This window comes from Winogradskyella sp. 266wxhm, from assembly GCF_058964685.1.
Genome location: NZ_CM179559.1, coordinates 2,611,091 through 2,624,917, shown reverse-complemented (window position 1 = coordinate 2,624,917; position 13,827 = coordinate 2,611,091). Strand labels below are relative to the sequence as shown.

The following is a 13,827-nucleotide window of genomic DNA, read 5'->3' as shown; positions in this document are numbered from 1 at the left end:
TTTATAGATGATATTCTATAGCTTTTAAATGTGATACTTTTTTGTAATTGTGATTGCTATTTGCATTATTATAGTCGAAATGAATTGTATCCATCCCTACTTTATGAGCACCTTCAATATCTGCCTCAAGACTATCACCAATCATAATACTTTCGTTAGCCTTCGCTTTAGCAACCTCTAATGCAAAATTAAATATTTTTGGATTAGGCTTTTTTACACCTACCATCTCAGAATTAGTAACGGTTTTAAAATAGGTTCTAATATTAGATGTAATCATTTTTTTTTCTTGAGCTTCTGAAAAACCATTTGTAATGATGTGTAACTCATACTTTCCTTCTAAATATTTAAGTAGTTCGTGAGTACCTTCAAATAAATAATTAAAACTCGACAAATGTTCTATATAAGCTTCGGATAAATGGTGAATCATATCATCTTCAACGACAAGCTCTAACTGATCGAAAGCATCCTTCAACCTACCATAACGTAACTGAGGTTTAGTAACACGCTCTTCCCTATAAAGTTTCCAATAATTTAGATTAATTGGCTCATAAACATTTAAAAAACTATTGAGCTCTACATCTATAGCATTCAACTTAAAAATCTTTTCAAACGTTAAACCCGAATTTTTATCAAAGTCCCAAAGGGTGTGATCTAAATCAAAAAAAACATGCTTTATTCTTGTACTCATTCCGCCGACTGCAAAATCATATTAAACAAAGACCTAAACCCTTTCCAACGGTCTAAATCACTAAAAGAATAGTTATGGAAAATTGGAGTAAAGGTGCCATCAACAGCTTTTACCTGATTGATGAGTTTTTGTAAATGTTCCGTTTTATCTAATTTGGATTGGTATTTCAACAAACCAAAATCCATACAATGATAAGGATTTATTTGTAACGGTGTTTGCACTTCGTAATCTAAATCGTAAAACTGAAATGGAGTACATGTACCAGCTCTAAAACCTAGCACATTAACATAACCCATTGTAAAATCCTGATTAATTTCAAGCTCAATTAAATTTCTATATGAAATGGGTAAATTGAGTTTTGAAAATGAATGTCTAACCGCTTTTAAGTCCGTATTAACAATAGATTCCATTTTTTGTTTTTCTTTCTTTAAAATAGAAATGTCATCTAATGAAAAATAAGATGCTTTAATACCTACATCACAATAGTCTGCCACAGACTTAATAAGCGATACAAATTCCTTCTTGTTAGTACTTACATTTTTATCGTAAGTGGAATAATCTCCAATTAAAAACAGTACTATAAACTTAAAATCATATTGTTTTTGCTTTGTAATAATCCATTTGAAAGTATCATAAGGATCGCGCTTAAAACCCATTAAAACAGAAAAACGTTGATAAACCTGTTTCAACTTTAAACGCCCTAAGTCACCAAAAATTCCACCTATGGTTCTCAATAACCCTTTTTTTCTAAAATAGTAAGCCGATGGCACATCTATAACCGGCTTTACTTGATAGCTTCGTTCTGGAAAAACAAAATCCGGAAATCGTTTCTTAAGGACATCTCTTAGCTTATATGCCCAAATATCTACTACAGGTTGGTTTAAAAACTTATTGTTATATGCCAAACTATCTTTAGCCATAAACCTGCCATAAGCATCATTGACATGTGGTAAATATTCTTCGTAACGGCTCAATAAATAAAAGGATGCTGCAAAAATATCAAAGGGTAAATCGCTACGCTCTCCTGTAGCAAAAAAGCCTTTGGTATTACCCCATTTTTGTACGTGAATATCTAAATCGGATAAACCTTGCTCAAACAACAAGTCATTACTTCTTACAAACAACTCATTACTCAATGGTTGTTTAGCGTATGACATTTTAAGACTATTGTGCGCAATAAAATCCTCTACTTTAGATGTAAAACTCACTTCAATACCCAAAATCCGTTTACAAATATGCTTAAACGTATAGGTTAAACGAGGTGTAATCTTATGAGTGTAAACTAATAACATCTTTTAAGTTTGCGGTGTTTGGCAGCGGTTGAAAGTTTTAATATCACAGAATATTTTCATCTGCGAAACTAAAATACGCTTTCTCTGTAATTATTAAATGATCTAGGACTTTAATATCTAAACTTTCTGCTGCTAATTTTAATTTATGAGTTAAATTCTTATCAGCTTCGCTTGGTTTTAAAGTTCCTGAAGGATGATTATGACATAAAATCAATGCTGTTGATCCAACTTCTAAAGCCGTTTTTAGTACCAAACGAACATCTACCAAAGTTCCGGTAATTCCTCCTTTGCTTAATTGATTTTTCTGAATGACTTTATTGGAATTATTGAGATAAAGAATCCAGAATTCTTCATGAGGTAACTCTCCAAGAATGGGTTGCATTACATCAAAAACCGAACGGCTAGATGTAATTTTATCTAATTGTACCACATCTTCGAGTCGTCGTCTACGTCCCAACTCCATAGCTGCTACAATAGTGATTGCTTTGGCTTCACCAATACCCTTGAATTCCATTAATTGCTTTATGGATAGCTTCCCAAGTGCATTTAGGTTATGATCTACACTCGCCAAAATACGCTTGCACAAATCTACAGCACTCTCATTTCTGCTACCAGAACCTATAAGAATTGCTACGAGTTCGGCATCGCTCAAAACCGCTTTTCCTTTATCTCTTAACTTTTCTCTTGGCTGATCATCTTGTGACCAATTTTTTATGGAGAATGAACCTGAATTTTCCGACATGCACTAAAGATAAAAAATTGTACATTGAAGCATCTAATTTAATGCATTAAAAATCAATCAAAAATGAAATCTATTTTCGAAGAAAGTGCTTGTAACGAAATTATGTCACGCCTAGAAAACCTTAATGACAATGCCAAAGCAAACTGGGGAAAAATGAATGTTGAACAAATGCTAGAGCACTGTACAAAACCTATAGAATTATCATTGGGCGAATCTCAAATAGAGAAACCAAACTGGTTAAAGAGAAGTATATTTAAGCTGGTTGCACCAAGTCTTTATAACGATAAACCTTGGAAACAAGGCTTACCAACTGCAAAAGAATATATTATTACTGATAGCTTCAACTTCAATACGCAAAAAGAAAAATTGAAAACTAAGATTGAGCAAATGAGTCAGTCTAAAGATTATTTTGAACCCACTAAAGACCATCCTTACTTCGGTACGTTTACTGCTGAACAATGGGGAAAAAGTGCCTATAAACATTTAGATCATCATTTTAGACAGTTTGGTGTTTAAACTTAACATCATCACTAAGTTTATCTAAGTGAAGTTTCTGAATTTAATAAACTTTTATAAATGAGATGCTGAAACAAGTTCAGCATGACAAGACATGAAATATCCACCAACACATCATCAAGATTCGGATAAAAATCACATCATAGACGTGATTAAAACTTACCCTTTAGCAACTATTATTTCCGTAAAGGATAACGAACCTCTGGTTACACATTTACCTTTGATTTTTGAAGATGGAAAACTTATTGGGCATATTGACATTTACAACCCACAAGCTAAATTGCTAAAAGACAATACTAACATTACAATCCTCTTCTATGGACCACAATGTTATATTTCTCCAAGCATCTACTCCACTACGCAATTACCCACTTGGAACTATATTAGAGTACACCTCAAAGGCAAAGTAAAAGCTATTGAAGACAAGCAAGCCTTAAAGCAATCTCTAATTACTATGACAGAGTTTCTAGAAGCTCCAAATCCAAAGTACACATTAGAGCCTGACAACCCAAGACTAGATGCTAATCTTAACTACATTGAGATGTTTGAAATTACCATAAGCGAATGGGAAGGAAAGTTTAAACTCTCACAAGACAAAAAGCCCAAGGATATTTTAGCGGCTCGTGAGGAATTGATTAAAGCCAACCAAGATAGTATTAGAGTGTTTTTAGATAAGGTGTTTTGATCTAAGCCTGATATAATTATTATTCATTAAGAGCTCATTTTAATCAACTCACATATAGCCTATTAAATAAAATCAAACAAAGCTTGAACAGAGAAGAAAAAAATGCTGAAACTTATTTTAAATCTATAGGTTTTGAAAAAATTAAATTTGAACCTAACGGCAATCGAACACCTGACTTTTTAATTAATAATCAAATTGCAGTAGAAGTACGTAGACTTAATCAATTTCATTATGATATACCTTTAGAAAAAGTAACATATAATTTGATTCCTAGAATAATTAATCAAATAGAGTCTTATGGTGACGGTTCTCATAAAAGCTCTGCATTCATAGGTATCACATACTTGAGACCAATAAAATATAATAAGGAAATAAAAGAAAAAATAAATTCAATTTTGAAATCTCACTCATTAAATATGGGAATACCTAAAGCATATAAAATCACTGATAATTTAGAAATAGATATTTTTCCATCTGAGAAAAAATTAGATGTTCAGTATCATTTTGGTTCATCTACTGATTTTAATGAAGGTGGTTTTGTTTTAAATAATATCTATAATAGCTTAAAACTAATAGTTAAAGAAAAGAAAGAAAAAGTTCAACCATTTAGATCTGATTACGATATTTGGTGGTTAGCCCTAATTGATAACATTGGAAATGGATTGAGTAAATCGGAATTAAAACAATTAAGAAATAGTATCGATTTTGACTTAAATTTCGACAAAATCTTTATTATATCAAATACAAACCCAATAGTTGGTGGTGAATTATAATTTCATGAGTACTTACTTTTTTATTCTTTAATTGTTTTTTAAACTTTGAAAGCATTCAATAAGCTAATATTATTCTTACCTAAAACACAACCCCTTTATTACAAACCAATACCAATAAAACAAGTTGTAAGGTTTCAAAGAACTATCAACTAATGTATCTTTGCAAGCCTAAAATTATTGAACACATGCACGATTTTCAAATGCTGAATTACATAAAAGATACTATCCAAAATATGCCTAACGATTGGTTAAAATTAACTACTCATCGTTTGGATATTTATAATGAAAAATTAGCTAAAACGCAGTTTATAACACAGTTTGAAAGTCTTTACGAATCCAACGATTCTAGCAACAAATCACTAAGTGAATTACCAACAGCTTACGATTATATCAGGTTAGGTCATCCGTTATCTTCAATCCTAGAATGGACTATTGGTAAACTCAATAACTTAAATGCCGAAAATGTTATTAGCTTCTCTTCAGAAACTATGCCTTTGTTGGCAATTTTACGTACCAATCTTTTGGAAAACAGAGCTACCAAAATTTTATATACTGATACTTTACCAAAAGGATTTAATTCTGATCTTTTAAAATCGGTTTACAACTACAACTTTGAAGTTGAACAAATTGAAAATTTAGAGACTGTTGAAGCTTTTGAAGGCACTACAATTCTTATCTCAAAACAGAAAAGCATTGAAACTAACCTCCAACATAAACATATCGATTTTTATGTAAATCTTTTTGAAGGCTTAGGTAGTGTTCTTTTGGTTTCGGCTGAAACAAAAAATAGCTTTATTTCAGATATACAACATGTAAGACGTCGTGAAACTATTGCTATGACACCTGCCAATTGTCTTGTAGCCTTAGAAGCTTTCACTGAGCAAAAAGCTATTTCAATGACAACTAATGAAGTCAAAAATCACAAAACCGAAGTGACTTCAATTATTAATAATATCAATGCTACATCTGGTGAAGCTCTAGTAGCATCTAGCGGTTTGTCTATGCAATACGCTATTATGATGGGATTAGTGGATAATGCCCAAAAACAACATCCAGGAAAAGCTATAAAATTTGTAGTGCCACCAAACTGTTATGGTGGAACTAACGACCAAGCTAGACGTGTAGCCGCATGTTCAGATAATGTTGATATTGTAGATTTACCTGTAGATGGTGACAATGATATGGTAAATAGCGTTGAGCGTGTTTTAACCCAAATCGCTAATGAAGATGCCGTACCATACATTATTGCCGAAATCCCAACAAATCCACGAGTAGAAGTTCCTAATTTAGAACAGCTTAAAGCTGCTTTAACAAAAAAGAGGAAGACCAAAAACAATCAAGATGCCATAGCACCAGTATTTATTTTAGATCAAACATTTTGTCCTAATGTGCAATTTTTAGCTAACGACGGTATTTTGTCTGATGTAAAAACTATTGCTTATGTGAGTGGTTCAAAATTTCCAAGTGGTGGAAAATGTACCGCTGGCTATTGTGTAGCTAATGCTAAAGCCGAATATTTAATTCAGCCAATTGCAACACATCTAGAAATTTCCGATAATGAAGCGACAGGCTTACAGTACCAAATTTTAGCAGAACAGTTGCCTTCTATGCTTACTCGTATTGCTGAAGCTTATAAAAACACTAGAGATTTTGTAAACTATATTCATGAGGTATTGCCAGAAGCTAAAATAAATTTTGTTTCGGAAGACTTAGCCAATCAAGGATTTACACCTTCTGTATTCTCATTAGATCTACCAACAAAAGGAAACACTAGCGAAGAACGTGAAGCTTATAAACGTGCTTTAAATCTTAAGCTTATCAACCAAATGATAACTGAAATACCTAATGAAAGCAAATACTGCGTAAGTTACGGACAACTTAAAGGTTGTTATTGGACAGTTCCTGCGACCTCAACCCAGGGTACTACAAAAGAAGGTGACAAAGACTATATTGCTCGTGTTTCAGTATCTCCAGATTTAGATTTGGAAAAGCATAAATCTGTGTTTTTGGATTTTGTTGATGACATTTAAGATTTACTCAAACTTTTCTACAATAAGAATGGGATATTTTTTTCTTAAACGATCTCTTTCATTATTAAGAATTGTATCTCTACTAAATTGATTACGATGAATTTGAAACATCATTTCATCATAATCATATTTTGAATCTCTAACCTTTAATTGCTTAATTGCTTTTTTATGAGCAGATAACACGTCAATATAATTTTGATATGATGTCTTATCTGTGTGTACATACTCAAAAATCGTAGATGAATTAACAAAGTCTTTAAATTTATCCACTAAATCCTTCAAGGCTACTATTTCCATTAATCATAATATTCTTTCCGACATCAACACGTATAGTATCTGAGAATACACGCCTTTTATAGCTATCAAAAAAAGGCACACTAGAAGGATCGTAAGGTTTTCTCGGGAAAGTCTCATGAAGTGATGGTGAAATATAATTCTTTATCTGATTGTTATAAAATCGCTTTGTTAAATCGTCATCATTTTGAACTTCATAAATAATTTTAGTTTGCCCATATTTAAATAGCTCAAACTCAAACTCCTTTACATAACGTATCGGAATAGATTTATTTGCTCTCAATCTTGTTGCAGCCCTATAACTCACCGCTTCTGTTAATTCGTTTTTCATATTATTTACATAATTATATGCATCGCTTAACTCTATTGGTTCGTATTGCTCATTAAGCAACTGAATATTACCATGTGAGTCAAAGTCTATTTTAAAAACGAGATAATTATAATATCGCCTTTCGTATGGTTCATCACTAAAGTCACTGCGTGGTACATCGATATTTGGGCGTGTTCTATAAGCAGCTTTATCTAAAGATTTATAGTCAATTACATTAAGTCTACTCAAACAAAATGATAATAAAACAAATGAGCAGAAATGAATGACTATAATTTTTAGTCTATTATTTTTTATGACTAAGCTAAGTGTTTTCCAAGCATCTAAATAGAGTACAATGATCAAAAAAATTGATGGCCACAAAAAATTGGTTATGAATTTAGAACCTATAAATGAAGAAGAAAATGTAGCAAACAAAAACCAAACTTTTGCAAACCAATGGATAAAATTAAAACCCAAAAATGTATTATCATTTAATATTCTACTGCGCTTATTATTGTGTCTAGAGAAGACACTTTGTGGTCTAGAGAATAATAAATTAATAGCTAAAGAATTACCTAAAATGACTGAAATCGCAGCAAAAAAAAGATTAAACAGTTGACGATCATTTTCGGATAAAACCATTGGTCTCCCCTCAAAATCTAGAAACATTATTCGTTCTGTCTCTCTCAAGCCATAAAAGAAACTATAAAGCAACACCGCTGAAACTAAACCAAGTAAAATTGACAATACAATTTTCTTAATAGAAATTGATCTAAAATTTATATTGGAATCGTAAAAAAGATGATTGAACTTCATTATTGACATACCTCTAAAAATAAGTCTTTGGAATTAATACTTTGTTACTTATACAAAAGAATATTTCAAAATTGCTTCAGTATATCAAACATGTTATTTAACTCATAACTCAATAAAAATCAGACCAGAGCTAGTTATTACTAATAATATCTTGGGTTCTTAAATTATTTCTCAGAACTTTGCGCTTTCATTTGTATTATACACAGATGAATTATTAAAGCATTAAAAAATCTATTGAAAAAACATAAAGCGCTTCGATTGTTTATGATTATCACAGTGTTGTTTATTAAAATAACACTCTTAACCATGATCATTAGAACTCATCTAGAGACCAACCTAGCATTTGTTATCACAGCTGTTTTAATTATTCTAATAATGGTATTTGGCTACAAATACTTAGATCTTCATCATGAAGATTTTGCTTACGAGAAGTTATCTTATGTACTTTGGGTTCCTGTTGGTGCTGTGCTGTGTTACATTCTAAATGTAACCTGTGGTTTAGGTAGCATACTCGCAGCTGGTATAGTTGGTACTAGCGCTTCATTTTTACCAGTCATAAATAAAGATTCCCTATATCTAAAACAGATACCTGTAAGTATATATTGTGGTGCTTTTGTTGGGATGTCTAGTGTTGAAACCTCACCATCTATACTATTTGTTTTTGCAGCTGGATGTTTAGCTGGTTTGTTATTGATGGTTTCCAAAAATCTTTACTTAGGTGTTGGTGGTAAACTCGGCACAATGGCTTTTGGTGGTGTTATTTTATCATCCTTAATTTATTGGCTCGTTGCATGAATACTTTTATCCTTATAATTACAGGTATTTTAGGAGCCGTCTTAACCTTCTACATTAGCGAGAACAAAAAGCAAGGAGCCGTTAGAGCCTCTGCTCTACTTTCATTAATTGTTGGTTTGTTTTTTTATTGTTTTCCTGAATTACTTAATCCATATTTAACAAAGCATATTCCTATTGTTTTTGTTGGTACATCATTCATTGGTATGGTATCTTCAAAAACAGTGGCTAACCAAAAAACTATTGCACTTGCTGGCATTTTGTTCACTATTATCTATATCAACAAAAATGAAGTTTTTGAAGGCTATGGTGGAGCTTTGGGAACTATGGCTTTTATTGCTTTGCTTGCAAGTATGGGATTTGTAGTATTTATTTCTAAAACCAATGAAACCAAACAGCAAGTAACTAGCTTTATAAAAAAGATTCTGAATAAAGAATAATTTCAAGATTCTAAAATAACACTTCGGCTATGCGCTGTGTGAAATTAGTTTTAAAACAATCCCTTTACTTCATCAAAATCTAAACCACCATAATTACCTGAACTCATTAAGAGCAAGGATTTGTCATCAAAGTTTTGAGAAAACAAAAACTCCTTAAAGTCATCTGGATTGGTATAAATAATTAAATCATCACGTTCAAAAGCATTGGCGATTTGATCATGCGTGACTTCATCTAATTTTTTAATTTCTACGGCATGTGGAGAGTAGAAAACTACGGCTACATCAGCAGCGTCTAACGCACCTTTGTATTCTTTTAAAAATTCAGCATTGAGACTGCTATAAGTGTGTAATTCTAAACACGCTACTAAAGTTCTGTCACTATATTGTGCTTTTACCGCTTTTGTTGTGGCTTCTACTTTACTTGGTGAATGTGCAAAATCTTTATAAGCCACGCTTTTTGAAGTTTCTGCAATTTTTTCTAAACGTTTGCTTGCACCTTTGAATGTAGAAATAGCTTCATAAAAATCGTCTTCATCAATACCCATATGCTGACAAATCCATTTAGCACCAGCAAGGTTATTTAAATTATGAGCACCGAAAATTTCAATTGGCATAGGACCTTCAGGAGTTTCCAATAAAGTTTCTCCATCTTCAACAGTATATTCTGGTGTGTAATACGGAATTTTACGGATTTGATTTTCTGAAGCTTCAACGACGCGCTTTACTTCTGCATCTTCTTCATTGTAATTAATACTTCCACCTCTAACAATTGAATCTACAAAGATTTTGAATTGCTCCACATAGTTTTCATAGGTCGGAAAAACATTAATATGATCCCAAGCAATACCACTTAACAACGCAATATTAGGTTTATAAAGATGGAACTTTGGTCGTCTGTCTATTGGCGAACTCAAATACTCATCACCTTCTAAAACGATAAAATCATTGTCTTCGGTAAGTTTTACCATCACATCAAAACCTTCAAGCTGAGCCCCAACCATATAATCCACATCTCTATCGTGATAATGCATAACGTGCAAAATCATAGACGTAATGGTGGTTTTACCATGACTTCCACCAATAACTACTCTGGTTTTGTCTTTGGATTGTTCGTACAAAAACTCTGGATAGCTATAAATTTTCAAACTTAAATCTTGCGCTTTTAATAGCTCTGGATTGTCTGCTTTAGCATGCATACCCAAAACTACAGCATCTAAATCTGAAGTGATTTTTTCTGGAAACCAACCAAAAGTTTCAGGCAAAAGACCTTTGGCTTCAAGTCTAGATTTTGAAGGATTAAAAATCTCATCGTCACTCCCTGTAACGTTATATCCTTTGTTGTGTAGCGCTAACGCCAAATTGTGCATAGCAGCACCACCTATAGCTATAAAATGTACGTTCATACAACAAATATAAATTATAGAAAAGAGATATTAGAGTAGAGCGATGAGAAAAATCAAGAACATACTATTTTCAACAAAAGTCAAATCTTTAACTGAAAAAAATAATTTAACATAAAGCATCAATTCAAGTGAATTCTATGATTTAAATGAATAGAATTTACATCGTGAATATGATTAAAAGTTCTCGATACAATTTGCTCATTCTTCACAAATCACTCGAACTGACGAACTAGAGACTGGAGACTGGAGACTGGAGACTGGAGACTGGAGACTAAAGATCTGGATTTACCGCCAAACTATTAAACAACTTTGCTTTTGTACTAAAGAATTTGTTCTGAAGTTCAATAGCCTTTAACTGTCCGTCAATAAGTTTAGACTCACGAGAATTTACTAAAAACAGAGAACTTTCACCCAATTGAAACTTACGCTCCTCTGCTTGTAGCATCATTTGGTAATCTGATACCATTTCTGTTGTTATTTCAGTTTGGGTAACGTAGGATTCTAACTCTTGTTTTATAGCATTAATTTTATTTCGAAGAGTAACACGTGTAGCATCAATTTCAAACTCTGCATCTTGTTGTTTTATTTTTGCCAATTTTAAATCTCCACGTTCTTTTCTAAGGAATAAAGGCAAACTAATGTTTAAACCGCTTTTATAATCTTCAGTATTTAAGGTATTAACCTCATCTGGAGTTTCTGTTAGGAAATTGTATTCTAAACTTATTTTTGGCAATAATTTATTTGCTTTAAGCCTTCTATCAACTTCCAAACCCTGAAGTTTATAATCTAAAGATTGCATTTTTGGATGTGCAGCCAATTCTTGCTCTTCTGTCTGTAATGTATTAATATCAAAAGTAGCATCAATAGTTGCTTCTGCATTGATATCTGGAATAACTTCTGGTTGCAACTCTACAGGAATGTTATTTTCTAACCATAAAAAGTTAGATAATTCTAAAGCGGCCTTCATCAATTTCACTCTAGATTGCTCTAATCCAAGCTTTCTATTGCTAACGGCTATTCGCGCTTCTGTGGCTTCAATTTCAGCATTTTCACCAACTTCAACACCTTTAGCAATACCTTCATAACGCAATTCGGCATTAGCTAAGAAATTTTGAAACAACAGCAGTTCATTATACGCTTGAAGCCATTTAAAATAAACAAGAGAAGCTTCATATAATATGTTATTGACATAGATATCTCTATCGGCTTTGGCCTGCTCTCTATATAATTTGGCTTGCTTTAACGAGGCCATTCGGTTATTAATAAATAAACCTTGACCTATAGGTACTGAAAAGCCAGCACTAAACAAACCATCTTCTGGAACTGTAGATTCTGGATTTAAATAATAACCCGAATTGTCTTCAAATTTTGCTTTAAGTTCTACACCAAACCAAGTGGGTATTTTGAACATTCCGTTTAGCTTATCATAGTACTCAGTATTCCCAAACTTCTTTCGGCTATAATCGACTTCAACCTTTGGATCGAATGCTCCACGAGATTTCATGAGTTTTGCTTGGCTTTCATCTATCACCAATTGCGCTTGTTTCACTACTGGATGAAATTTTTTGACATAACCTAAGTATTCATCAAACCGAAGCACATTATCATCTAATGGACTATTCTGAGAAAACCCAATTAAGAAATTACCAAAAAATATAATTATGGCTAAAGGTCTTATCATTTCTTTTCTGTAGTTGTTTTAGCTGTATTGGCTGTATCTGGCTGATAATAATTTGGCGGGAATCCGTTGAGCTGCCTCCATAATTCGAACCAAATCGGAACATCTTCTAACAATGCCATCGTATAAGCACCAGAACCTGCTCTAATCTCTTCTGGCCATTTATGATCTTCTTCATCAGGTGCTAAAAGCACTCTAAACTTTCCATTTGGACTAATAAAATTCTCAACGGCAACAACCTTGGCACCATAAGTTCCATAAGATACATTAGGCCAACCGCTAAAAACAATTACTGGCCAACCATCAAACTGAACTCTTACTTTTTCACCTATATGAATTAGTGGTAAATCTATTGGTTCCACATAAGTTTCTACAGCTAAGCTCGCTCTTGCAGGCATAATACCTACCAATGCTTCACCTTCCTTAAAGGTTTGCCCTATACCAACTCTCAATGCTTTATTAATATAACCATCGTAAGGTGCTCTGACAAAACGTAAATCATTCCTGATTTGATAATTGGAATATTGATTATCCAATTTAGATACCTGAGCTTCCGTATCAAACTGAGTAGATTGTGCCGTAAACTTTTCACTTTGCGCTTTTGAAATTTTATCTGCATACTCTGCGCCCAATCGTGATAATTCTACCTGTGCATTTATCACTTCATTTTTACTTGCAAGCAGTTTGTTTTCCTGAGAAATTAATTTCGCTTGTGTTTCTTGAAGTTTTAAACGTTTTTCCTCTACATCTTTTACAGCCTTAAATCCTTCCTGCTGTAAGGTTACAGTACGATCGTACTGTCTTTGAGCAATGCTAATATTAGTTTTTGCTGCCTCTAAATCAATACTATCACTCTTTACTTTTAGTCTAGCTTGAGTTAATTTATTTTGGGCTTGCTCTAATTTTAAAGAACGTTCATTTATTAAAGCACTTATTTGACGATCTAGCGCTTTTACTTTTTCCGCATAAGACCCTACAGATTGCGCTTTTGCATTTCGTTGTTGTTCTGTTCTTTCAACAAGATTAGGGTCAAAATATTCACTTTTCACCTCAGAAATTTGAAGAATAGTATCTCCTTTAGATACAAAATCTCCTTCCCTAACGAACCATTTTTCTATTCTACCTGGAATTGGTGATTGAATGGTTTGCGGTCGTTCATCTGGTGTTAATGTGGTAACATTACCTCTTCCTGTTATATTTTGAGTCCAAGGAAGAAAAAGTATAATAATCCCAACAATGGCAAAGGCTCCCAAAAAACGGTTAAAGTATTTATAATACCTCCCATGAAAAACACGTTGACCCGATTTTGAGGACTTTATGTCAACAGTTTTATTAAGTTGGTTTTGTGATATATTTAGCATCCTTTAC

At 32.7% G+C, this 13,827-nt stretch carries 15 protein-coding genes; 7 read left to right on the top strand and 8 right to left on the bottom strand.

The genetic code is table 11. From position 1 onward, the window contains the following. Position 1: 1 nt before the first annotated feature. From AC2H4K_RS11645 to radC, 3 genes are read right to left on the bottom strand one after another with little or no spacing between them, the layout of a single operon-like run. On the bottom strand, positions 2-688 hold the full coding sequence (locus AC2H4K_RS11645; protein ID WP_281141525.1) for a YjjG family noncanonical pyrimidine nucleotidase: 687 nt from the start codon (positions 686-688) through the stop codon (positions 2-4). Further along, the gene (locus AC2H4K_RS11640; protein WP_281141526.1) at positions 685-1,980 is read right to left on the bottom strand and encodes a polysaccharide deacetylase family protein; all 1,296 of its coding nucleotides are present in this window, start codon (positions 1,978-1,980) and stop codon (positions 685-687) included. Before AC2H4K_RS11640 ends, AC2H4K_RS11645 begins: the two co-directional genes overlap by 4 nt. A gap of 43 nt (positions 1,981-2,023) precedes the next feature. Then, complete coding sequence (gene radC, locus AC2H4K_RS11635; RefSeq protein ID WP_281141527.1) at positions 2,024-2,722, bottom strand: RadC family protein; 699 nt, start codon at positions 2,720-2,722, stop codon at positions 2,024-2,026. Positions 2,723-2,785: 63 nt separating this feature from the next. On the opposite strand from radC, the gene AC2H4K_RS11630 reads away from it, so the two are divergent. From AC2H4K_RS11630 to AC2H4K_RS11615, 4 genes are all read left to right on the top strand, one after another. Continuing rightward, positions 2,786-3,238 (top strand): DUF1569 domain-containing protein, encoded by a 453-nt coding sequence (locus tag AC2H4K_RS11630; RefSeq protein ID WP_281141528.1) that lies wholly within the window; start codon positions 2,786-2,788, stop codon positions 3,236-3,238. Between the two features lie 94 nt (positions 3,239-3,332). Then, entirely contained in the window at positions 3,333-3,923 is a 591-nt protein-coding gene (locus tag AC2H4K_RS11625; protein WP_281141529.1) for an FMN-binding negative transcriptional regulator, read from the top strand. An 83-nt stretch (positions 3,924-4,006) separates the two neighbouring features. Next, positions 4,007-4,696 (top strand): hypothetical protein, encoded by a 690-nt coding sequence (locus AC2H4K_RS11620; protein WP_281141530.1) that lies wholly within the window; start codon positions 4,007-4,009, stop codon positions 4,694-4,696. A 185-nt stretch (positions 4,697-4,881) separates the two neighbouring features. After that, positions 4,882-6,726 (top strand): PLP-dependent aminotransferase family protein, encoded by a 1,845-nt coding sequence (locus tag AC2H4K_RS11615; protein WP_281141531.1) that lies wholly within the window; start codon positions 4,882-4,884, stop codon positions 6,724-6,726. 3 nt (positions 6,727-6,729) lie between these two features. Here the strand turns inward: AC2H4K_RS11615 and AC2H4K_RS11610 are convergent, their stop codons facing one another. Then, positions 6,730-7,023: a hypothetical protein gene (locus AC2H4K_RS11610; RefSeq protein ID WP_493742425.1), complete on the bottom strand. Its 294-nt coding sequence runs from the start codon at positions 7,021-7,023 to the stop codon at positions 6,730-6,732. Then, entirely contained in the window at positions 6,989-7,579 is a 591-nt protein-coding gene (locus tag AC2H4K_RS11605) for a hypothetical protein (protein ID WP_493742424.1), read from the bottom strand. Before AC2H4K_RS11605 ends, AC2H4K_RS11610 begins: the two co-directional genes overlap by 35 nt. Before the next feature lie 106 nt (positions 7,580-7,685). Here AC2H4K_RS11605 and AC2H4K_RS11600 point away from each other — a divergent pair, with 106 nt between their 5' ends. The 3 genes from AC2H4K_RS11600 to AC2H4K_RS11590 all read left to right on the top strand — a co-directional run bounded on the left by AC2H4K_RS11600 (position 7,686) and on the right by AC2H4K_RS11590 (position 9,378). Further along, positions 7,686-7,949 carry a hypothetical protein gene (locus AC2H4K_RS11600; RefSeq protein ID WP_281141533.1) on the top strand — a complete coding sequence of 88 codons (264 nt, stop codon included), beginning with the start codon at positions 7,686-7,688 and terminating at the stop codon, positions 7,947-7,949. A gap of 431 nt (positions 7,950-8,380) precedes the next feature. Beyond that, complete coding sequence (locus AC2H4K_RS11595; RefSeq protein ID WP_281141534.1) at positions 8,381-8,941, top strand: hypothetical protein; 561 nt, start codon at positions 8,381-8,383, stop codon at positions 8,939-8,941. Further along, positions 8,938-9,378 carry a hypothetical protein gene (locus tag AC2H4K_RS11590; RefSeq protein WP_281141535.1) on the top strand — a complete coding sequence of 147 codons (441 nt, stop codon included), beginning with the start codon at positions 8,938-8,940 and terminating at the stop codon, positions 9,376-9,378. The genes AC2H4K_RS11595 and AC2H4K_RS11590 overlap by 4 nt, the downstream gene beginning before the upstream one ends. A gap of 50 nt (positions 9,379-9,428) precedes the next feature. Here AC2H4K_RS11590 and AC2H4K_RS11585 read toward each other — a convergent pair whose 3' ends face one another. The 3 genes from AC2H4K_RS11585 to AC2H4K_RS11575 all read right to left on the bottom strand — a co-directional run bounded on the left by AC2H4K_RS11585 (position 9,429) and on the right by AC2H4K_RS11575 (position 13,820). Then, positions 9,429-10,781, bottom strand: coding sequence for a UDP-N-acetylmuramate--L-alanine ligase (locus AC2H4K_RS11585; protein ID WP_281141536.1), 1,353 nt, complete (start codon positions 10,779-10,781; stop codon positions 9,429-9,431). Between the two features lie 271 nt (positions 10,782-11,052). Next, positions 11,053-12,462 (bottom strand): TolC family protein, encoded by a 1,410-nt coding sequence (locus AC2H4K_RS11580; protein ID WP_281141537.1) that lies wholly within the window; start codon positions 12,460-12,462, stop codon positions 11,053-11,055. After that, positions 12,459-13,820 carry an HlyD family secretion protein gene (locus tag AC2H4K_RS11575; RefSeq protein ID WP_281141538.1) on the bottom strand — a complete coding sequence of 454 codons (1,362 nt, stop codon included), beginning with the start codon at positions 13,818-13,820 and terminating at the stop codon, positions 12,459-12,461. The genes AC2H4K_RS11580 and AC2H4K_RS11575 overlap by 4 nt, the downstream gene beginning before the upstream one ends. Between the last annotated feature and the right edge of the window lie 7 nt (positions 13,821-13,827).

Bases quoted from the DNA above. Each gene is read 5' to 3' on its own strand.
- AC2H4K_RS11645 (WP_281141525.1), bottom strand. From the start codon at position 688: ATGAGTACAAGAATAAAGCATGTTTTTTTTGATTTAGATCACACCCTT.
- AC2H4K_RS11640 (WP_281141526.1), bottom strand. From the start codon at position 1,980: ATGTTATTAGTTTACACTCATAAGATTACACCTCGTTTAACCTATACG.
- radC (WP_281141527.1), bottom strand. From the start codon at position 2,722: ATGTCGGAAAATTCAGGTTCATTCTCCATAAAAAATTGGTCACAAGAT.
- AC2H4K_RS11630 (WP_281141528.1), top strand. From the start codon at position 2,786: ATGAAATCTATTTTCGAAGAAAGTGCTTGTAACGAAATTATGTCACGC.
- AC2H4K_RS11625 (WP_281141529.1), top strand. From the start codon at position 3,333: ATGAAATATCCACCAACACATCATCAAGATTCGGATAAAAATCACATC.
- AC2H4K_RS11615 (WP_281141531.1), top strand. From the start codon at position 4,882: ATGCACGATTTTCAAATGCTGAATTACATAAAAGATACTATCCAAAAT.
- AC2H4K_RS11610 (WP_493742425.1), bottom strand. From the start codon at position 7,023: ATGGAAATAGTAGCCTTGAAGGATTTAGTGGATAAATTTAAAGACTTT.
- AC2H4K_RS11600 (WP_281141533.1), top strand. From the start codon at position 7,686: ATGATCAAAAAAATTGATGGCCACAAAAAATTGGTTATGAATTTAGAA.
- AC2H4K_RS11590 (WP_281141535.1), top strand. From the start codon at position 8,938: ATGAATACTTTTATCCTTATAATTACAGGTATTTTAGGAGCCGTCTTA.
- AC2H4K_RS11585 (WP_281141536.1), bottom strand. From the start codon at position 10,781: ATGAACGTACATTTTATAGCTATAGGTGGTGCTGCTATGCACAATTTG.
- AC2H4K_RS11580 (WP_281141537.1), bottom strand. From the start codon at position 12,462: ATGATAAGACCTTTAGCCATAATTATATTTTTTGGTAATTTCTTAATT.
- AC2H4K_RS11575 (WP_281141538.1), bottom strand. From the start codon at position 13,820: ATGCTAAATATATCACAAAACCAACTTAATAAAACTGTTGACATAAAG.